Below are 18,610 nucleotides of genomic sequence, written 5' to 3' on the forward strand. Positions count from 1 at the left end.
GGTCCTCCTCAGGACGGGATGCGCACGTCGAGCGCGTCCTGCACGAGGCCGCGCAGCTCGGCGTAGGACGTCACCACCCGGAACTCCGGCTGGGAGACCGAGCCGTCCTTGCCGACGAACACCACGCCGGGCAGGCCGCGGACCCGGAACGGCGCCCGGAGCGCGCCGCCGGGGTCGGCCATCAGCGGGAAGGTCACGCCGGCGTCCTTGACCAGCTGCAGCGCCGCCTCGGGCTGCACGTCGAGGTAGTCGATGCCGACGACCTTCACCACGCCCTTCCCCTTCTCGTGCAGCGCCTGGTAGTACGGCAGCTCGCTGCGGCAGGGCCCGCACCACTGCGCGAACAGGTTGATCACCAGGGGCCCCTTGAGCGAGGTGAGGTCGACCGTGCGGCCGCCGCCCAGACAGCGCAACCGCACCGCGGGCAGCCGGTTGCTGCCGCTGCCGCCGCCCGGGCACGGCTCGACGCCTGCCCCGGCCTTGAGCGCCCGCAGCGCCGGGGTGTCCACGTCCACCCGGGAGTCCCCCGCCGTCGTCGACCCGGCCCCGGACGTCGAGGTCCCGGGCGTGCACGACGCGAGCAGCAGGCACACCAGCAGCGCACCGAGCAGCCGTCTCACGCACGCCCCTCGGTCTTGACGAGCTTGGCCGCCAGCACCGGGTCGGTGGGCCCCTCGCCGTACGCCGGGCACCAGCGCGCCACCGGGCAGGCCCCGCACGCGGGGTTCCGGGCGTGGCAGACCCGTCGGCCGTGCCAGATCAGGTGGTGGGACAGCATCGTCCAGTCCTTCTTGGGAAACAGCGCGCCCACCTCGTGCTCGACCTTGACCGGGTCGGTCTCGGCGGTGAGGCCGAACCGGCGCGCGAGCCGGCCGAAGTGCGTGTCGACGGTGATGCCCGGGATGCCGAAGGCGTTGCCGAGCACCACGTTGGCGGTCTTGCGGCCCACGCCGGGCAGCTCGACGAGGTCCTTCAGGCGGGGCGGCACCTCCCCGCCGTGCCGTTCGACGAGCGCCGCGGACAGCTTGAGCAGCGACTCGGTCTTGGCCCGGAAGAACCCGGTCGGCTGGATCAGCGCCTCGAGCTTGTCCCGCTCGGCGCCGGCCATCGCGGCCGCGTCCGGGTAGGCCGCGAACAGCGCCGGGCGGACCGCGTTCACCCGGCGGTCGGTGGTCTGGGCCGACAGCACGGTGACCACGAGGAGCTCGAAGGGGTTGTCGAAGTCGAGCTCGCAGCGGGCGTCCGGGTAGGTCTCCCCGAGCACCCGGTCGATCTTGCGGGCACGGCGGACGAGCGAGGTGTCGGGCACGTCCGCCAGCCTATCCGGGGCCCCACCGGGGTGTTCTTGGCGCTCGCGAGGGGTCATACGACAGACTGTGACCTGAAGCACCGACGGCGGGCCCCGACCGTGGGGCCCGATGAGGAGGACATCTCGTGGACAACGACGTACTTCGCCAGTCTCCGCTGTTCAGCGCGCTGGACGACGAGGCGGCGACCGCACTGCGCGCCTCGATGTCCGAGACGCGGCTGCGCCGAGGCGAGGTGCTGTTCCACGAGGGCGACGAGGGCGACAAGCTCTACGTCGTCACCGAGGGCAAGGTGAAGCTCGGCCGGACCTCCGCGGACGGCCGCGAGAACCTGCTCGCGATCCAGGGCCCCGGCCAGATGTTCGGCGAGCTGTCGCTGTTCGACCCGGGCCCCCGCTCGGCCACCGTGACCGCCGTCACCGACAGCGTGTTCTCCTCGCTGTCCCACGAGGACCTGCTGCGCTGGCTCGACGGCCGTCCCGCCGTCGCCCGCGGCCTGCTCGCCCAGCTGGCGGGCCGGCTGCGCCGGGCCAACGACGTGGTCGCCGACCTGGTGTTCTCCGACGTCCCCGGCCGGGTCGCCAAGGCGCTGCTCGACCTCGCGGACCGGTTCGGCCGGACCGCCGACGACGGCGTGCACGTGCACCACGACCTCACCCAGGAGGAGCTCGCCCAGCTGGTCGGCGCGTCCCGCGAGACGGTCAACAAGGCGCTCGCCGACTTCGTGAACCGCGGCTGGCTGCGCCTCGAGCCGCGCTCCGTGGTGATCACCGACATCGAGCGGCTCTCCCGCCGCGCCCGCTGACCCGTCACCCGCGCAGGGGTTTCCCCGGCGTGTCGTCGCAGGACTGACGGGTCAGCCGCGCAGGTACTCGATCTGCGCGCGCACGCTGAGCTCCGCCGCGCCCCAGAGCACCGGGTCCACGTCGGCGTAGACGGTCTCCACCACCTGCCGGGCCATGTCCTCGGCCGGGTCGGTGCCGGCCGCGCGGAGCCCGGCCAGCGCCTCGCGGACCTGGTCGAGCCGCTGCCGGCGGTGCGCGAGGTAGTGGTCCAGGACGCCGAGCGCGTCCTCGATCACCGGCCCGTGGCCCGGCCACACCGCGGTCACGTCCTGGGCCTCGGCCAGCGCGTGCAGCCGGTGCAGCGAGTCCAGGTAGGCCCCGAGCTGCCCGTCGGGGTGCGCCACGACCGTCGTACCCCTGCCGAGCACGGTGTCGCCGGTCAGCACCGCGCGCTCGGCCGGCAGCACGAACGACAGCGAGTCCGAGGTGTGCCCCGGGGTGCCGACCACGTGCACCTCGAGCCCGTCCACGGCGACGACGTCCCCGTCCCCGAGCCCCTCGTCGCCGAGCCGCTGCCCCGGGTCGAGCGCGCGTACGCCGCAGCCGACCCGCTCCGCGAAGCTGCGTGCCGCCTCGGAGTGGTCGAGGTGCCCGTGGGTCAGGAGTACGGCGGCCACGTCACCGGCGTGCTCCGCGACGGCGTCGAGGTGCGCGAGGATCTCCGGGCCCGGGTCGACCACCACCGACCGCGCCGCGCCGGGCTCGCGCAGCACCCAGGTGTTGGTGCCGTCGAGCGTCATCATGTTCGGGTTCGGCGCCAGGACGCACCGCGCGCGCTCGCCGAACGTCCCGCCGGCCCAGGGCTCGGTCATCCGCGCATCCGCGCCGCCACGTCCTCGCCGAGCCGGACCAGCCGGTCGGGGATCGTGAGGTAGGCGCCGTCGTCGCCGATCACGGCCTGGGGCTCGACCGCGACCAGGTCGCGGCCCGCGGCGGCGTCGAGCACCTCGGCGGTGCTGAGGTGGTCGAACATCTCCAGGCAGGTGCAGTAGGTCGGCGGCAGCATCAGCATCTCGTGGGCGTCCACCGCCCGGATCGCCTCGCGCAGCGGCAGCCAGACCACGTGGTCGGACTCGGTGGACACGTCGCGGGTGGCCTGGCCGGCCGGCAGCTGGGCGACGAAGAACCGGGCGTTGAACCGGCGCGGCTCGAACACCGGCGTCACCCAGGAGCCCCACAGCCGCAGCAGGTCCGTGCGCAGCTTGAGGCCGCGCCGGTCCAGGAACGAGGTGAAGGAGATCTCCCGGCCCTCCAGCGCCCGGCGATCCTCCTCCCAGTCCTCGCCGGTGGTGTCCTCGACCACGGAGTCGGTGGTCGGCCCGGCCAGCAGCACGCCGGACTCCTCGAAGGTCTCCCGCACCGCGGCGCAGACCAGCGCCCGGGCGAACGCCTCGTCGGTGCCGAGCAGCGCCGCCCACTCCGCCGGGGTCGGCCCGACCCAGCCGATGTCGGCGTCGAAGTCGCGCTTGTCGACCCCGCCCCCGGGGAACACGCACATGCCCGCGGCGAACGCCATGTCGACGTGCCGGCGCAGCAGGTACACCTCCAGCCCGCCCGGCTGCCCGTCGCCGTCGCGCAGCAGCACGACCGTCGAGGCGTGCCGGGCGTCGACCGGCTCACGGGTGCCGTCGGTGAAGGCGCGGGCGTGCGCGGCCAGGTCGTCGGGCAGTCGGCGGGTGGGGTCGGTCACGGTGCCCTCAGATCTCGACGACGAGCTCGACCTCGACGGGCGCGTCGAGCGGGAGCACCGGGACCCCGACCGCGCTGCGGGCGTGCTGCCCGATCTCGCCGAACACCTCGCCGAACAGCTCCGAGGCGCCGTTGGCGACGCCCGGCTGGCCGGTGAAGTCCGGGGTGGAGGCCACGAACGCGACGACCTTGACGATCCGCTTGATGTTCGACAGCTCGCCGATCTCCGCGCGCACCGCCGCCAGCGCGTTCAGCGCGCACTGCCGGGCGCACTCGACGGCCTCCTCCGCGGTGACCTCGCCGCCGACCTTGCCGGTGGTGATCAGCTGGCCCTCGCGCATCGGCAGCTGGCCGGAGGTGAACACGTGGTTGCCGCTGCGCACCGCCGGCACGTAGGACGCGACCGGCTTGGCGACCTCGGGGACGCTCAGCCCCATCGCCTCGAGGCGCTGCTCGGGCGTGGTCACTGGACCGGCCGCTTGAAGTAAGCCACCAGGTTCTCCGGGTTCATCCCCGGCACGACCTGGACGAGCTCCCAGCCGTCCTGGCCGAAGTTGTCGAGGATCTGCTTGGTGGCGTGCACCAGCAACGGCGCCGTGAAGTATTCCCATTTCGTCATGCCGGGACTCTACTGCCGACGGTTTACGGTGGCGCCGTGCAACCCGACGACGTGATGACCCGGGCCGCGGAGCCCCCGGACGCGGTGCTCCGCTACGCGCCGCACGAGGCCGGCCTGGTCGACGTACACCTGCCGGCGGAGCTGTCCGCACCACGACCGCTGGTGGTCTACGTGCACGGCGGCTTCTGGCGCGAGGCCTACGACCGCGTGCATGCCCGTCCGCTCGCGAACGCGCTGGCCCGTGCGGGGTTCGTGGTGGCGTCGGTGGAGTACCGCCGCGGTCCGGGGGGCCTGGCCGGACACCTCCGCCGACCTGGACCGTGCGCTGTCCGCGCTGCCCGGGCTGCTCGACGGAGCCGCCGTCCGCACCACGACGACCACGCTGGTCGGGCACTCCGCGGGCGGGCACCTCGCGCTCTGGCTGGCCAACCAGCCGCACCCGGTCCAGCGGGTCGTCGCGCTCGCGCCGGTCGGCGACCTGCGGGCCGCCGCCGCGTGGGGCATGGGCTCCGGCGCGGCCGTCGACTTCCTCGGCGGCACCCCCGAGCAGGTCCCCGGGACGTACGACGCCGCGGACCCGGCCACCCGGATGCGCACCCGCCCCGCGGCCGACGTCGTGGTGGTGCACGGCGACCGGGACCAGGCCGTCCCGGTGGAGAGCAGCCGCGGCCTGGCCCGGCGGTTCGACTGGCTGGACTACCGCGAGCTGCCCGGGGTGGACCACTTCGCGGTGATCGACCCGCTCGCCCCGGCCTGGACGGACGTGCTCGCCGCGATCCGCGGGTGAGACGCTGGGACCCATGAGCTCCCCTCGTCGCATCGCCGTGGTGGGCGCCGGCCCCGCGGGCACGGCGCTGGCGCTCGGCCTGGTCCGGCACGGCTACGACGTGACGCTGGTGTCGGACCGGACGGCCGAGGAGATCCGGGACGGCTCGGTGATGTCGAGCCAGATCACCTTCGAGTCGGCCCTGGAGAGCGAGAGCGCCCTGGGCATCGCCCGGCTGCTGCCGTCCTCACCGCCGATCGAGCAGATGACCTACGAGACGACCCGGCTGGACGGCTCCACCGCGGCGTTCGCGACCCGGCTCAGCACCCCGGCCCGCTCGCTGGACCAGCGCGTGCGGGTGCCGCTGCTGATGGAGGAGATCGAGCGCCGCGGCGGCAAGGTCGTGGTCCGCTCGGCGACCGTGCAGGACCTCGAGGACCTGGCCCGCGACCACGACCTGGTCGTCGTCTCGACCGGCCGGGGCGGGCTGGCCTCGCTGTTCGAGCGGGACGCCGACCGGTCGCCGTACGACGCACCGCAGCGGGTCGCGGCGCTCACCTACCTGCACGGCATGGCACCCGCCCCCGAGGGCCCGGGCCTGCGCTACCGCTCGGTCGAGGGCGTCGGGGAGTGCTTCACCTGCCCGGCGCTGACCGTCGACGGGCCCTGCGACATCGTCGTCGTCGAGGGCGTCCCCGGCGGGCCGCTCGACTGCTGGGACGACGTGACCTCCCCCCGCCGAGCACCTAGCTGTGCTGCGCTCCGCGCTGGCCGAGCACTTCCCGTCCGAGGCGGCCCGGCTCGCCGGCGCGACCCTGGTCGACGACCGCTCGGTGCTGCGCGGCCGGATCACCCCCGTCGTACGGCGTCCGGTCGGCGCGCTGCCCAGCGGCGCCCCGGTGCTCGGGATGGCCGACGTCGTGGTGCTCAACGACCCGCTCACCAGCCAGGGGTCGAACAACGCGCTCAAGTCGGCGTCGTTCTACCTCGAGGCGATCGCCGCCCACGAGGGCCCGTTCGACGCCGGCTGGATGCAGCGAACCTTCGACAACTTCTGGCGCGGCTGGGCGCAGTGGGCCACCGAGTGGACGAACTCCTGGCTGCGCCCGGCGACCCCGCACCAGCGCAGCGTCGTCGACGCCGCGGCCCGGCACCCGGCGATCGCCGCCCAGATCGCCGCCGGCTTCGACGACGCCCGGCTGTTCACCCCCTGGTGGTTCGACCCCGAGGCCGCCGCCTCGTTCGTCGCCGCCGCGGTCCGGGCCGAGGGCGCCCGGTTCGACGTCCGGGACCTGCGCCGGGCGCTGGGCCAGTACGCCACCGGCGTCACGGTGGTCACCACCACCGACCCGGCCGGCGAACGGTTCGGGATGACCGCGAACTCGTTCACCTCGGTGTCGCTCGACCCGCCGCTGGTGCTCTGGGCGGCCGGCCGGGACTCCCCGTCGCTGCCGGCCTTCGAGGCCTCCGAGCGGTTCGCGGTCAACGTGCTGGCCTCCGACCAGCACCACCTGTCGCGGCAGTTCGCCACCTCCGGCAGCGACAAGTTCGACGGTGTCCGGCTGCTGGCCGGCGACCCGCCGCTGCTGGAGGGCACGGTCGCCCGGTTCGTGTGCCGGCGGCTCCCCGGGGACCGCGGCCGCATCGAGGCCGGCGACCACGTGCTGTTCCTGGGCGAGATCGAGTCCTACGACGCCGACGGCGGCGAGCCCTTGGTGTTCCACTCCGGCTTCTTCCGGCTGGCCACCAAGCACCCCGACCTCTGACCCCCCTCCCGCCGACCCGTCACCCGTGCAGCAGTTCTCCCGGCGTGTCGGGGCAGAGCTGACGGGTCGGCGCCGCGACCTCTGTGGACGACCGCCGCGGCCGGCGCGGGCGGACCGATCCTGCTGGGATGTACGACGACCTCTCCCCGCTGCACGCGCACCCGTCGCTGCCCACCGACCGGCCGTTCACCCACCGGCAGGCCGTGGACCTGGGCATCAGCCGCGAGGTGCTCCGCCGGATGGTCCGGGTCGGCCTGCTCCGGCGCGTGCTGCGCGGCGTGTACGTCGACGCGGCGGCCGACGACGGGCTGCTGATGCGCACCCGGGCCGTGTCTCTGGTGGTGCCCGCCACCGCGATCGTCACCGACCGGACCGCCGCCTGGCTGCACGGCGTCGACGCGCTCCGGCCCGGTGACCACCTCGTGCCGCCGCCCGTCGAGGTCTTCCAGCCGCCCGGCCGCACCCGGGTGCGCACCGCCGCGACGTCCGGGGGCGAGCGGACCCTGCTGCCCCACGACGTCGAGGTCGTGCACGGCGTGCGGGTCACCACCCCGCTCCGGACCGCCCTCGACCTCGGCCGGCTGACCCGGCGCGACCACGCCTTCGCCGCGCTCGACGCCCTGCTCCGGCTGGGCCGCTTCGGGCACGACGAGCTGCTGCGCGACGTGGAGCGCTTCCGGGGTCAGCGGGGCGTCGTACAGCTGCGGGAGCTGGCGCCGCTCGCCGACGCCCGCGCGGAGTCCCCCGGCGAGTCGGTGCTCCGGCTGCGCTGGCTCGACACCTCGCTGCCCCGGCCCGAGCTGCAGGTCGAGGTGCGCGAGCACGGCCTGCTGCGGGCCCGGCTCGACCTGGCCGTCCCCGCGCTCCGCCTCGCCGTGGAGTACGACGGCCGCGACTGGCACACGTCCCCGGCCCAGCGGGCGCACGACCGGCAGCGCCGCGACTGGCTGGGCGCACACGGCTGGACCGTCGTGGTGCTCGGCCGTCGCGAGGTGTTCGACCAGCCGCACCTCGCGGCCGTCCGGATCCGGGAGGCGCTGGTGCCGCTGCTGCGCCGGCGGGCCGGCTGACCCGTCACCTGTGCGACGACACGCCGCGGGAAGGGCTGCGGGAGTGACGGGTCAGCGGAGCGGGGGCTCGGTCTTCTCGCGGACCTCGTCCTCGGTGACGCCGGGGGCCAGCTCGACGAGCCGCAGGCCGCCGCCCTCGCCGGTGACCGGGTCCCGGGGGTCGATGTCGATGACCGCGAGGTCGGTGATGATCCGCTGCACGACGCCCTTGCCCGTGTAGGGCAGCGAGCACTCGTCGACGATCTTGTACGACCCGTCCTTGGCGACGTGCTCCATCAGCACGATCACCCGCTTCGCGCCGTGCACGAGGTCCATCGCGCCGCCCATGCCCTTGACCATCTTGCCGGGGATCATCCAGTTCGCGATGTCGCCGGCGGCCGAGACCTGCATGGCGCCCAGGATCGCGGCGTCGATCTTGCCGCCGCGGATCATCCCGAACGACGTCGCGGAGTCGAAGAACGAGGCGCCCTTGCGCAGCGTCACGGTCTCCTTGCCGGCGTTGATCAGGTCCGGGTCCTCGTCGCCTTCGAACGGGTAGGCGCCGACACCGAGGATGCCGTTCTCCGACTGCAGGACCAGCTCCACGTCCTCGTCGACGTAGTTCGGCACCATCGTCGGCAGCCCGATCCCGAGGTTGACGTACGACCCGTCCTTCAGCTCCGAGGCGGCCCGGGCGGCCATCTCCTCACGCGTCCACGGCATGTCAGGCACCTTCCTGCGACGACGGGCGGGGCCGGGTGGTCCGCTTCTCGATCTGCTTGGCGTCGACCTGCTCCGGGGTGAGCGCGACGACCCGCTGCACGTAGACGCCCGGGGTGTGCACGTCGTCCGCCTCGATCTCGCCGGGCTCGACGAGGTGCTCGACCTCGGCGATGGTCACCCGGCCGCACATCGCGGCGAGCGGGTTGAAGTTGCGGGCGGACTGGCGGAACACCAGGTTCCCGTGCCGGTCGCCCTTCCAGGCGCGCACCAGGCCGAAGTCCGCGACGATCGCCTCCTCGAGGACGAACTGCTTCTCGCCGTCGTGGGTGCCGAACGTGCGCACCTCCTTCGCGGGCGAGGACACGGTCACGTTGCCCTCGTCGTCGTACCTCCAGGGCAGCCCGCCCTCGGCGACCTGGGTGCCCACGCCGGTGGCGGTGAAGAACGCCGGGATGCCCGAGCCGCCGGCCCGCATCCGCTCGGCGAGGGTGCCCTGCGGGGTCAGCTCGACCTCGAGCTCGCCGTGCAGGTACTGCCGGGCGAACTCCTTGTTCTCCCCGACGTAGGAGGAGATCATCCGCCGGATCCGGTGGTTGAACAGCAGCCGTCCGAGGCCCCACTCGTCCACGCCGCAGTTGTTCGACACCGCCTCCAGCTCGTCGGCACCCTGCTCCAGCAGCGCGTCGATCAGCACCGTAGGAATGCCGCACAGCCCGAAGCCGCCCACCGCGATCGTCGAACCGCTGGCGATGTCGGCGACGGCCTCGGCGGCGCTCGCGACCACCTTGTCCACGAGGACCTCCCTCTCCACCGGGCCCGGGCGGCCCGTGCCGCCACCCTAGCCAGGCAGGTGTGCCCGGGGTCACGGGCCACCGGCACACAGCTGCGCGGCGCGGCTGCGTGGCTGCCACATGAGTGCCGTCACATCCACGTTTCCGGGTACGCCGGCCGGGCTACTGTGCGAGGCATGAGCAAGGAGCCCTGGGACGACGTACGCCTGCACGTCGTGACCGGCAAGGGCGGCACCGGCAAGTCGACGGTCGCCGCGGCCCTGGCGCTGGCGCTGGCGTCGCGCGGCAAGAGCGTGCTGCTGTGCGAGGTCGAGGGCCGCCAGGGCATCGCCCAGCTGTTCGACGTGCCCCCGCTGCCCTACGAGGAGCGCCGGGTCGTCCAGGGCCCGAACGACGGCGGGGACCTCTACGCGCTGGCGATCGACCCGGAGTCCGCGCTGCTGGAGTACCTCTCCATGTACTACCGGCTCGGACGGGCCGGTAAGGCCCTCGACCGCTTCGGGGTCATCGACTTCGCCACCACCATCGCCCCAGGCGTCCGCGACGTGCTGCTGACCGGCAAGGTCTACGAGGCGGTGCAGCGCAACAAGCGCACCAAGAACGCCCGCGAGTACGACGCCGTGGTGCTCGACGCACCGCCCACCGGCCGGATCTCGCAGTTCCTCAACGTGAACACCGAGCTCGCCGGGCTGGCCAAGGTCGGTCCGATCCGCAGCCAGGCCGACACCGTGATGACGCTGCTGCGCTCGAAGCGGACCGCGGTGCACCTGGTGACCGTGCTCGAGGACATGCCGGTGCAGGAGACCGCCGACGGCATCACCGAGCTGCGCAAGGCCAGGCTGCCGGTCGGCGCCGTGGTCGTGAACCTGGCCCGCCGGGCCGAGCTCGACGACGCCGAGCGGGACCTGGCGATCTCCGGCGAGCTGGACCGCGACGGGGTGGCCGCCGACCTGGCGGAGGTCGGGATCAAGCCGACCGAGACGCTGGTCTCCGGGCTGCTCGCCGAGGCCCGGGAGCACGCCGAGCGCCGCGACCTCGAGGACGAGCAGCGCAAGCGGATCGCCGAGCTGGGCGTCCCCACGTACGAGCTGTCCCGGCTGCCCGACGGCATCGACCTCGGCGCGCTCTACGAGCTCGCCGCCGACCTCTGCAGGCAGGGCCTGGCATGACGCGCACCGGCACGACCCGGGTCGGCCCGCTGGTGGCCGGCCCCGACGGCTCCCCCGCCCTGGACGTCGACGCGCTGCTCGCCGACCCGGGCACCCGGATCATCGTGTGCTGCGGCTCCGGCGGGGTCGGCAAGACCACGACGTCCGCCGCCCTGGCGCTCCGGGCCGCCGAGCAGGGCCGCAAGGTCGTCGTGCTGACGATCGACCCGGCCCGGCGGCTGGCCCAGGCGATGGGCATCGAGAAGCTCGACAACGTGCCGCGCCCGGTGCCCGGCGTGACCGGGGGCGGCACCGGGTCCCTGGACGCGATGATGCTGGACATGAAGCGCACCTTCGACGAGGTGGTGGAGAGCCAGGCCAGCCCCGAGAAGGCCGCGCAGATCCTGGCCAACCCGTTCTACGTCGCGCTCTCCAGCTCGTTCGCCGGCACCCAGGAGTACATGGCGATGGAGAAGCTCGGCCAGCTCGACGCGGACGCCCGGCGCACCGGCAGCTGGGACCTGATCGTGGTGGACACCCCGCCGTCCCGGTCGGCGCTGGACTTCCTGGACGCCCCCGAGCGGCTCTCGAGCTTCCTGGACGGCCGGTTCATCCGGCTGATGCTGGCCCCGGCCCGCGGCCCGGCCAAGCTGATGACGGCCGGTCTCAGCGTGATCACCAACGCGCTGACCAAGATCCTGGGAGCGCAGGTGCTGCGCGACATGCAGACGTTCGTGTCCGCCTTCGACACGCTGTTCGGCGGCTTCCGGCAGCGCGCCCAGAAGACCTACGCGCTGCTCCAGGCCGACGGTACGGCGTTCCTGGTCGTCGCGGCGCCGGAGACGGACGCGCTGCGCGAGGCGGCGTACTTCGTGGAGCGGCTCAAGGAGGACCGGATGCCGCTCGCCGGGCTGGTCGTCAACCGGGCCAGCCGGACCCCGAGCGGGAAGCTGTCGGTCGAGCGGTCGCTGGCGGCGGCGGAGCGCCTCGAGGAGGAGGGCACCGACGGCCCGACGGCCGGGCTGCTACGGCTGCACGCCGACCGGACCCGGATCGTGGCCCGCGAGTCCCGCCTGCGGGCGCGGTTCGCGACGGCCCACCCGGACGTGCCGACGACCGTCGTACCGGCCCTGTCGACCGACGTGCACGACCTCGACGGCCTGCGCCGGGTCGGTGGACATCTCGCGCAGACGCCGTGACCGGGTCGCGTGACCCGGTCCGAGCGGTGCTGCGGTCAGGCCGGGACGAGCTCGGCGCTGGCGGAGACCGCGGCGACGTGGTCGAGCATCGCGGTCTCGAGCAGCCGACGCCACGAGGTGACGTTCGGGCGGCGACGCAGCAGCGCACGACGCTCACGCTCGGTCATCCCGCCCCAGACGCCCCACTCGATCTCGTTGTCGAGCGCCTCGGCGAGGCACTCGGTGCGCACCGGGCAGCCGGCGCACATCTGCTTGGCGCGGTTCTGAGCCGCGCCTCGCACGAACAGCTCATCCGGTCGTGTCTGGTTGCACAGTGCCTTGACGGCCCAGTCTTCGTTCCACATCGGCCTTCGTCCCTTCCGAGAAGGGCCCACCTCCCAGCGGGCCGTCCGAGTCAATCCCCACGTAAAAGGTAAAGAACGAGAACTGCACGAAACAGACACAGAGGGAGCAATTTCTGCTAGTCCGTTCTGACTACGAGGAACAACCGAACGTCCCTCAAGTACCCGACGAACGCTGCGGCTGAGCGGTGGTGGTGCGGATGTGACGACCCGGGCGCCCCTCGCACGGGCCTGCATAGCCCGTTCGGGCTATCCCGGGGTGTGACCCCCGCGCCACGCCCGGCCACGTCGGGTGCGTGACAGCCGACCCCCGGTGCGCTACTCCCGGGCGCCCCGGGCCGGTCACGTACCCTGGGCTCCATGCCCTCCCGCAGAACCGATCGTCTCCGGCCTGCCAGCATCGCCTCCCACCTGGGTGTGATGGTGGCCGTGGCAGCCGTGATGGGGGTGCTGGTGGCCGGCCTCGCGATCCCGTTCGCGGCCGTCACCGGGCTCTCCACGCGCACCGTCGCCGACGGCATGGACAAGATCCCCTCGGACCTCACCGCCGAGCCGCTCGCGCAGCGCACCCGCCTGCTGGGCCGCGACGGCGCGGTGCTCGCGACGCTCTACGACCAGAACCGCGTGAACGTGCCGCTGGCCAAGGTCGCGCCGATCATGCGCAAGGCGATCATCGCGATCGAGGACTACCGGTTCTACCAGCACGGCGCCCTGGACCTGAAGGGCACGATGCGCGCCTTCGTGACCAACCAGGCCAGCGGCGGCTCCACCCAGGGCGGCTCGTCGATCACCCAGCAGATGGTGAAGATGACGCTGGTCAACCAGGCCAAGACCAAGGCCGAGCAGCAGGCGGCGACCGCCGACACCTACCAGCGCAAGATCAACGAGCTGCGCTACGCGATCGCCTTCGAGGAGAAGTACTCCAAGGACTGGATCCTGGAGCGCTACCTCAACATCGCCTACTTCGGTGACGGCGCCTACGGCATCGAGGCCGCCTCCCGGCACTACTTCTCCCGGCCCGCCTCCGACCTCACGCTGCGCCAGGCCGCCCTGCTCGCCGGGCTGGTGAAGAACCCCACCGGCTACGACCCGACGAACAACCCCGACCGGGCCCGCGAGCGCCGCAACATCGTGCTGACCCGGATGGCCCAGCTCAACGTGGTCTCCCAGAGCGAGGCCCAGAAGGCCGAGAGCCAGCCGCTCGGGCTCAAGGTGACCGCGACCCGCAACGGGTGCGTCTCCTCGGCGGCCCCGTTCTTCTGCGACTACGCCATCCAGTACCTCCTGGCCGACACCGGCCTGGGCAAGACCATCGAGGACCGGCGCCGGCTGCTGTTCAGCGGCGGCCTGACCATCAAGACCACGGTCGACCTGCGCTACCAGCGCGCCGCCGACGACTCGGTGAGCCGGCACGTCCACCCGACCGACCAGGCCATCGGCGGCCTGGCGATGGTGGTGCCGGGCACCGGCGAGGTCCGGGCGCTGGCCCAGTCGCGCCCGATGGGCAGCAGCAAGAAGAAGGGTGAGACCTACCTCAACTACGTGGTGCCCAAGCGGTACGGCGACGCGAACGGCTTCCAGGCCGGCTCGACCTTCAAGGCGTTCGTGCTGTCCGCGGCGATCACCCAGGGCATCCCGCTGTCGACCCAGATCTCCTCGCCCCAGACGGTCTCGATCCCGGAGAACCGCTACCGCGTCTGCAACGGCCACTACCTGCTGAGCACCGACGTGTGGAGCCCGGAGAACTCCACCGGAAGCGGCACCTTCGACCTCTACAAGGGCACCCAGCTGTCGGTGAACACGTTCTTCGCCCAGCTGGAGGAGCGCACCGGGCTGTGCGCACCGACGACGCTGGCCAAGAAGATGGGCGTGAACGTCCCGGACCGCGACGTGGTCGGGCCGTTCACCCTCGGCGTCACCGACGTCGACCCGCTCACGATGGCGGGGGTCTACGCGACGTTCGGCGCCCGCGGCAAGTGGTGCGAGCCGCGACCGGTCAGCACGGTGCTGAACAGCGCCGGCAAGACGATCGAGGACTACCCCGCGAAGTGCCAGCAGCTGCTGCGCACCGACGTCGCCGACGCGGTCAACGACATCCTCAAGGGTGTCCAGGAGCCGGGCGGCTTCGGGTACGACGCCGGGCTCGCGCTCGCCCAGCAGTCGGCCGGCAAGACCGGCACGACCAGCGACAACAAGGCGGTCTGGTTCGACGGCTACACCCCGAACCTCGCCACGGTCGCGATGATCGCGGGCGCGAACTCCCTGGGTCACCCGCTGAGCCTCAACGGCCAGACCGTCGGCGGCGTCTACATCGAGGGCGCGCACGGCTCGACCACGGCCGGCCCGATGTGGGGCGACGCGATGAAGGTCATCCAGGACTACCTGCCGGACGAGACGTTCAGCTCGCCGAACCCGCAGACCATCCAGGGCCAGTCCGTGCTGGTGCCCTCGCTGGGCGGTCAGGGCACCGACGCGGCCGGCGCCGCGCTGCGCCAGGCCGGGTTCGTCCCGGTGGTCGGCCCGACGGTCGACAGCTCCTACCCGGCCGGCACCGTGGCCTACCTCAGCCCGGGCTCGGGCACGTCGGTGGGCACCGGCAGCACCGTGACGATCTACGTCTCCGACGGCACCCCGTACGTCGCCCCGCAGCCGACGCCCCAGGCCCAGCCGAACGGCAACGGCGACGGCAACGGGAACGGGAACGGGAAGGGCCGCAAGAACGGCCGGGGCAACGGCCGCGGCGGGCGCTGAGCGGCGACCCGCGGCCCCACCCTTCGCGACGGCTCGGCTCAGGAGCCGGCGAGCTGGCGACGTACCTCCGTGGAGACCGCACCGCCGTCGGCGCGACCCTTCACCTGGGGCTGGAGCGCGCCCATGACCTTGCCCATCGCCCGCATGCCGTCCCCGGCGACGCCGAGCGAGGCGATGGTCGCGGTGACCAGCTCGGAGATCTCGGCCTCGCTGAGCTGAGCCGGGAGGTACTCCACGATCACGTCCGCCTCGGCGCGCTCCTTGGCGGCGCTGTCGGCGCGGCCGGCGTCCTCGAACGCGGTGGCCGCCTCGCGACGCTTCTTGGCCTCGGTGCTGAGCACGCCCACGACGTCGTCGTCGGTGAGCTCCTTGTGCTCCTTGCCGGCCACCTCGGCGTTGGTGATCGCCGAGAGCACCATCCGCAGCGTCGACGAGCGCAGGCTGTCGCGTGCCTTGATGGAGGTGGTCAGGTCGGTGCGGAGGCGGTCCTTGAGGTCACTCACGAGCCCATTGTCGCAGCCGGGCGCCAGCCGATTCGAGGCGACGGCCGTGTGGCAACCTGAGGGCATGGCGAGCCCCCCGCACCCCGCGCTCCGCACCGCCGCCCGGGTCGCCGCCCTGGCGGCTCTGAGCGGCTCCACCGCCCTGGCGTACGCCGCCGTCGTCGAGGTGCGGTGGTTCGCCCTGCGGCGGGCCACGCTGCCGGTCCTGCCGCCCGGCCACGGGCCGCTGCGGGTCCTGCACGTCTCGGACCTGCACCTGAGCCCGAGCCAGGGCCGCAAGCGGGCCTGGGTCAAGACGCTCGCCGAGCTCGAGCCGGACCTGGTGGTGAACACCGGGGACAACCTGGCGCACCCGGACTCGGTGCCCGCGGTGTTGGACGCCCTCGGCGACCTGCTCGACGTGCCGGGCGTCTTCGTGTTCGGCTCCAACGACTACTTCGCGCCGTCCGCGCGCAACCCGGTGCGCTACCTGCTGCCCGACCGGGGCCAGCGCAACACGCACACCCCCAAGCTGCCCTACGGCGACCTCCGCGACGGCTTCGAGCAGCGCGGCTGGGTCGACCTCACCAACCGGCGCGACCGGCTGACGGTCAAGGGCACGACCTTCGCCTTCGCCGGCGTCGACGACCCGCACCTGGAGTACGACGACCTCGTCAGCGTCGCGGGACCCGCCGACCCCACCGCCGACGTGCGCATGGGCGTGACGCACGCGCCGTACCTCCGGGTGCTCGACCAGTACGCCGCCGACGGCTATGAGACGGTGCTGGCCGGCCACACGCACGGCGGCCAGGTCTGCCTGCCGGGCCGGGCCCTGGTGACCAACTGCGACCTCGACGCGGGTCGCGCCAAGGGCCTGCACCGGCACCCGGCGCACGCCCCCGAGGGCACCCCCGGTGCCTCCTGGCTGCACGTCTCGGCCGGGCTGGGCACCTCGCCGTACGCACCCGTGCGGTTCTGCTGCCGGCCCGAGGCGACCCTGCTGACGCTCACCGCAGGTCCCGGTTTCGTGGGCGCCTGATCTGTCGGTTAGAGTGACGTCGCCCTCGGGCTGTGGCGCAGCTTGGTAGCGCGCCTCGTTCGGGACGAGGAGGCCGCAGGTTCAAATCCTGTCAGCCCGACCGAGTGGTAATCCGGCACAGGCCCTCGCACTGACGTGCGGGGGCCTGCGTCGTTCCCGGGTGCCGGCCAGGTGCCCCCCGAGCCGCGGATCGGCGATCCCGCGGTCGTCGGTCGCGCCGTCACGAGGTGGCCGAGCCGGTCCTCCCCGGGGACTGACAGGACCTGACCGGACCTGACTGGGGCCGGAGGACGCCGATCCGGCCATCGGTCTAGACAGGTCGTCTCCCGCGCTGTCATGAATTTTCCGGTACTTCGGAAGGCTCCGGAACGGATCCGTCAAGGGGTTCGAGGGGTGCTCTTTCGAGCAATCCGAAGAGCAAAAAGGACATAGCGGGATCTTCTATGGCAAAGAATCTAGATCAATCTTTACCATCGGACACCTCCACCGAACGGTCAGATTCTCTACACTCATCCTTACTATTTTGTTAGTTTTTCCACCCTGGGAGTAAGAATGCGCACCTCGATCCGTCTCTTCGTGGCCGGTCTCGTCAGCTTCGCCGTCGTCGGCGTCCTGCCCGCCACCTCCGCCGACGCCGCCCCCAAGGTCAGCGCGATCAGCACCGGCTGCTGCCGCTGATCACCGACCGCCTGTAAGGGCGGTCAGTCAAGAATCTGTCAAGGACTCTCTACTGGCGTGTTGCTGCTCCTACTCTTTGATGCATGAGCAGCACAATTGGGACACGCATCCGAGACCTGAGGCAGTCCAAGGGACTGACGCAGCAGGCGCTGGCCGGCGACGGCATCAGCTCCGGCTATGTCTCCTTGATCGAGTCCGGCAAGCGCACGCCGTCCGACGACGTGGTTCGTCGCCTGGCGAAGCGGTTGGGCGTCCCCGTCGAGGCCCTGGTCGTAGCTGACCAGCCTTCGGCAGACGCCGACCAGGCACGCATGGAGATGAACTTCGCCCGGATGGCACTGGCGAACGGAGACTCCGCGCAGGCGGTGCGTGGGCTCCAGTCGCTTCCCCTTGACCAGATGGACAGCCGCACGGCGCTGGACGCTGCCCTGGTTCTTGCCGAGGCGCTCGCTCAGACCGGCGAGCTCACGCAGGCCGTGGGGACGCTCGAGTCGATCATCGCCCGGTGCCGCCGCGAGCAGTCGTGGGTGACCTTGGCGACCGCGTCGGCCAGTCTCGTGATGATGTACGTCGAGTCCGGAGACAGTGACCGCGCGTGCCTGACCGCCGAGGCCGCGGTGGACGAGATCGTCGTGGCCGGCCTGGAGGGCACCGACGAGCACATCCGGCTCGGCGCCGTCCTCGTCTGGGCCTGCTACGAGCGCGGAGACCTCCTGTACGCGACGCGACGCGCCGAGGAGCTGATCGAGGTCGCTGACCGGCTCGGTTCCTCGCGAGCCCGTGGCGCGATCTACTGGAACGCGTCGATGGTGGCGCACGGCCGTGGACGGGTGACCGACGCCCTCCGCCTCAGCGAGCGCGCCCTTGCGCTGGTCGCCGAGGAGGAGTCCGGCCGCGACCTCCCGCGGCTGCGCCTGCACTACGCCTGGCTACTGCTCAACAACGACTCCCCGCAGGCCCGCGAGGCCCTGGCGCAGCTCGACCGGGCCGAGTCGGACCCTGCGATCCTCGGCGACAAGTTCGACCTCGGCAACGCCGCCACGATGCGTGGTCGTGCCCACCTCTTCCTGGACGAGCTCGACGACGCCGCGGAGCAGGCTGCCCGCGCGCTCCAGCTGCTCGGACCGTCCGACCACATCAACCGGGCCGAGGCGCTCCTGCTGCTCGGTGACGTCGGCGCGGCCCGTGGCGACGACGACCTCCGCAACGAGGCGTACGGCGAGATGGAGCTGGTGCTCTCCACGATGGAGCAGTCCCGCATGGTGGCCCGCATGTGGCGGGCGCTCGGCGACGCACTGCGGGAGTCGGGCGACGCCCTGGGCTCCATCGGCGCCTACGACCGTGCCCTGGGCATGATCGGGATGCCCCGTCGGGCCCGCTCCCGGATGCGCCACCTCATCAACACCTGAGCCCGGCC

Annotated in this window: 20 protein-coding genes, 1 tRNA gene and 2 pseudogenes; 13 read left to right on the forward strand and 10 right to left on the reverse strand. The window is 72.5% G+C overall.

Features of this window, described 5'->3' with window-relative positions; translation table 11 throughout:
• Positions 1-8: 8 nt before the first annotated feature.
• Both KRR39_RS18730 and nth read right to left on the reverse strand, forming a co-directional pair.
• The gene (locus KRR39_RS18730; protein ID WP_216938968.1) at positions 9-620 is read right to left on the reverse strand and encodes a TlpA family protein disulfide reductase; all 612 of its coding nucleotides are present in this window, start codon (positions 618-620) and stop codon (positions 9-11) included.
• Positions 617-1,318: an endonuclease III gene (gene nth / locus KRR39_RS18735; RefSeq protein ID WP_436972063.1), complete on the reverse strand. Its 702-nt coding sequence runs from the start codon at positions 1,316-1,318 to the stop codon at positions 617-619. The genes KRR39_RS18730 and nth overlap by 4 nt, the downstream gene beginning before the upstream one ends.
• A 116-nt stretch (positions 1,319-1,434) precedes the next feature.
• Here nth and KRR39_RS18740 point away from each other — a divergent pair, with 116 nt between their 5' ends.
• Positions 1,435-2,112 (forward strand): Crp/Fnr family transcriptional regulator, encoded by a 678-nt coding sequence (locus tag KRR39_RS18740; RefSeq protein WP_216938970.1) that lies wholly within the window; start codon positions 1,435-1,437, stop codon positions 2,110-2,112.
• A 51-nt stretch (positions 2,113-2,163) separates the two neighbouring features.
• Here the strand turns inward: KRR39_RS18740 and KRR39_RS18745 are convergent, their stop codons facing one another.
• The 4 genes from KRR39_RS18745 to sp36 are packed head-to-tail and all read right to left on the reverse strand — an operon-like array spanning position 2,164 to position 4,460.
• Positions 2,164-2,964, reverse strand: a complete 801-nt coding sequence (locus KRR39_RS18745) for an MBL fold metallo-hydrolase (RefSeq protein WP_216938971.1) — start codon at positions 2,962-2,964, stop codon at positions 2,164-2,166.
• Positions 2,961-3,842, reverse strand: a complete 882-nt coding sequence (locus KRR39_RS18750) for an NUDIX hydrolase (RefSeq protein WP_216938972.1) — start codon at positions 3,840-3,842, stop codon at positions 2,961-2,963. The genes KRR39_RS18745 and KRR39_RS18750 overlap by 4 nt, the downstream gene beginning before the upstream one ends.
• Before the next feature lie 7 nt (positions 3,843-3,849).
• The gene (locus tag KRR39_RS18755) at positions 3,850-4,308 is read right to left on the reverse strand and encodes a RidA family protein (RefSeq protein ID WP_216938973.1); all 459 of its coding nucleotides are present in this window, start codon (positions 4,306-4,308) and stop codon (positions 3,850-3,852) included.
• Positions 4,305-4,460 (reverse strand): Sp36 family protein, encoded by a 156-nt coding sequence (gene sp36 / locus KRR39_RS18760; RefSeq protein ID WP_216938974.1) that lies wholly within the window; start codon positions 4,458-4,460, stop codon positions 4,305-4,307. Before sp36 ends, KRR39_RS18755 begins: the two co-directional genes overlap by 4 nt.
• A gap of 54 nt (positions 4,461-4,514) precedes the next feature.
• On the opposite strand from sp36, the pseudogene KRR39_RS26330 reads away from it, so the two are divergent.
• The 5 genes and pseudogenes from KRR39_RS26330 to KRR39_RS18780 form a co-directional block, all read left to right on the forward strand.
• Positions 4,515-4,676, forward strand: a pseudogene (locus tag KRR39_RS26330) (alpha/beta hydrolase family protein); the annotation flags it as partial.
• A gap of 25 nt (positions 4,677-4,701) precedes the next feature.
• Positions 4,702-5,247: an alpha/beta hydrolase family protein gene (locus tag KRR39_RS18765; RefSeq protein ID WP_216938975.1), complete on the forward strand. Its 546-nt coding sequence runs from the start codon at positions 4,702-4,704 to the stop codon at positions 5,245-5,247.
• 13 nt (positions 5,248-5,260) lie between these two features.
• A pseudogene (locus KRR39_RS26335) lies at positions 5,261-5,908 on the forward strand (styrene monooxygenase/indole monooxygenase family protein); the annotation flags it as partial.
• Between the two features lie 70 nt (positions 5,909-5,978).
• Positions 5,979-6,992, forward strand: a complete 1,014-nt coding sequence (locus KRR39_RS18775) for a flavin reductase family protein (protein ID WP_216938976.1) — start codon at positions 5,979-5,981, stop codon at positions 6,990-6,992.
• 128 nt (positions 6,993-7,120) lie between these two features.
• Positions 7,121-8,062, forward strand: a complete 942-nt coding sequence (locus KRR39_RS18780; RefSeq protein WP_216938977.1) for a type IV toxin-antitoxin system AbiEi family antitoxin domain-containing protein — start codon at positions 7,121-7,123, stop codon at positions 8,060-8,062.
• Positions 8,063-8,113: 51 nt separating this feature from the next.
• Here the strand turns inward: KRR39_RS18780 and KRR39_RS18785 are convergent, their stop codons facing one another.
• Together KRR39_RS18785 and KRR39_RS18790 are read right to left on the reverse strand one after the other, a co-directional pair.
• Positions 8,114-8,764, reverse strand: a complete 651-nt coding sequence (locus KRR39_RS18785; protein WP_216938978.1) for a CoA transferase subunit B — start codon at positions 8,762-8,764, stop codon at positions 8,114-8,116.
• A gap of 1 nt (position 8,765) precedes the next feature.
• Entirely contained in the window at positions 8,766-9,557 is a 792-nt protein-coding gene (locus KRR39_RS18790) for a CoA transferase subunit A (RefSeq protein ID WP_216938979.1), read from the reverse strand.
• A 174-nt stretch (positions 9,558-9,731) separates the two neighbouring features.
• Between KRR39_RS18790 and bagA the strand changes: the two genes are divergently transcribed.
• Both bagA and bagB read left to right on the forward strand, forming a co-directional pair.
• The gene (gene bagA / locus KRR39_RS18795) at positions 9,732-10,724 is read left to right on the forward strand and encodes an ATPase BagA (protein ID WP_216938980.1); all 993 of its coding nucleotides are present in this window, start codon (positions 9,732-9,734) and stop codon (positions 10,722-10,724) included.
• Positions 10,721-11,902 (forward strand): ArsA family ATPase, encoded by a 1,182-nt coding sequence (bagB, locus tag KRR39_RS18800; RefSeq protein WP_216938981.1) that lies wholly within the window; start codon positions 10,721-10,723, stop codon positions 11,900-11,902. Before bagA ends, bagB begins: the two co-directional genes overlap by 4 nt.
• 35 nt (positions 11,903-11,937) lie before the next feature.
• Here the strand turns inward: bagB and KRR39_RS18805 are convergent, their stop codons facing one another.
• A complete protein-coding gene (locus KRR39_RS18805) occupies positions 11,938-12,246 on the reverse strand; it encodes a WhiB family transcriptional regulator (protein ID WP_216938982.1) in 309 nt (102 codons plus the stop codon).
• 357 nt (positions 12,247-12,603) lie between these two features.
• Here KRR39_RS18805 and KRR39_RS18810 point away from each other — a divergent pair, with 357 nt between their 5' ends.
• Complete coding sequence (locus KRR39_RS18810; RefSeq protein WP_216938983.1) at positions 12,604-14,994, forward strand: transglycosylase domain-containing protein; 2,391 nt, start codon at positions 12,604-12,606, stop codon at positions 14,992-14,994.
• Positions 14,995-15,032: 38 nt separating this feature from the next.
• Here KRR39_RS18810 and KRR39_RS18815 read toward each other — a convergent pair whose 3' ends face one another.
• Entirely contained in the window at positions 15,033-15,497 is a 465-nt protein-coding gene (locus tag KRR39_RS18815; RefSeq protein WP_254185260.1) for a GatB/YqeY domain-containing protein, read from the reverse strand.
• 64 nt (positions 15,498-15,561) lie between these two features.
• Here KRR39_RS18815 and KRR39_RS18820 point away from each other — a divergent pair, with 64 nt between their 5' ends.
• The 4 genes from KRR39_RS18820 to KRR39_RS18830 all read left to right on the forward strand — a co-directional run bounded on the left by KRR39_RS18820 (position 15,562) and on the right by KRR39_RS18830 (position 18,602).
• Positions 15,562-16,515, forward strand: a complete 954-nt coding sequence (locus KRR39_RS18820) for a metallophosphoesterase (protein WP_216938985.1) — start codon at positions 15,562-15,564, stop codon at positions 16,513-16,515.
• Positions 16,516-16,541: 26 nt separating this feature from the next.
• Positions 16,542-16,615 (forward strand) — tRNA-Pro (locus KRR39_RS18825).
• A gap of 452 nt (positions 16,616-17,067) precedes the next feature.
• Positions 17,068-17,193: a hypothetical protein gene (locus KRR39_RS25690; protein ID WP_302053513.1), complete on the forward strand. Its 126-nt coding sequence runs from the start codon at positions 17,068-17,070 to the stop codon at positions 17,191-17,193.
• A gap of 83 nt (positions 17,194-17,276) precedes the next feature.
• On the forward strand, positions 17,277-18,602 hold the full coding sequence (locus KRR39_RS18830; RefSeq protein WP_216938986.1) for a helix-turn-helix domain-containing protein: 1,326 nt from the start codon (positions 17,277-17,279) through the stop codon (positions 18,600-18,602).
• Positions 18,603-18,610: the final 8 nt, after the last annotated feature.

The sequence above is a fragment of the Nocardioides panacis genome (assembly GCF_019039255.1).
In the GTDB taxonomy this organism is placed as follows: domain Bacteria; phylum Actinomycetota; class Actinomycetes; order Propionibacteriales; family Nocardioidaceae; genus Nocardioides_B; species Nocardioides_B panacis.

Excerpts from the sequence above, each read along its gene's own strand:
- KRR39_RS18745 (WP_216938971.1), bottom strand. The coding sequence starts at position 2,964 with ATGACCGAGCCCTGGGCCGGCGGGACGTTCGGCGAGCGCGCGCGGTGC.
- sp36 (WP_216938974.1), bottom strand. The coding sequence starts at position 4,460 with ATGACGAAATGGGAATACTTCACGGCGCCGTTGCTGGTGCACGCCACC.
- KRR39_RS18780 (WP_216938977.1), top strand. The coding sequence starts at position 7,121 with ATGTACGACGACCTCTCCCCGCTGCACGCGCACCCGTCGCTGCCCACC.
- KRR39_RS18785 (WP_216938978.1), bottom strand. The coding sequence starts at position 8,764 with ATGCCGTGGACGCGTGAGGAGATGGCCGCCCGGGCCGCCTCGGAGCTG.
- bagA (WP_216938980.1), top strand. The coding sequence starts at position 9,732 with ATGAGCAAGGAGCCCTGGGACGACGTACGCCTGCACGTCGTGACCGGC.
- bagB (WP_216938981.1), top strand. The coding sequence starts at position 10,721 with ATGACGCGCACCGGCACGACCCGGGTCGGCCCGCTGGTGGCCGGCCCC.
- KRR39_RS18805 (WP_216938982.1), bottom strand. The coding sequence starts at position 12,246 with ATGTGGAACGAAGACTGGGCCGTCAAGGCACTGTGCAACCAGACACGA.
- KRR39_RS18810 (WP_216938983.1), top strand. The coding sequence starts at position 12,604 with ATGCCCTCCCGCAGAACCGATCGTCTCCGGCCTGCCAGCATCGCCTCC.
- KRR39_RS18820 (WP_216938985.1), top strand. The coding sequence starts at position 15,562 with ATGGCGAGCCCCCCGCACCCCGCGCTCCGCACCGCCGCCCGGGTCGCC.
- KRR39_RS25690 (WP_302053513.1), top strand. The coding sequence starts at position 17,068 with ATGCGCACCTCGATCCGTCTCTTCGTGGCCGGTCTCGTCAGCTTCGCC.
- KRR39_RS18830 (WP_216938986.1), top strand. The coding sequence starts at position 17,277 with ATGAGCAGCACAATTGGGACACGCATCCGAGACCTGAGGCAGTCCAAG.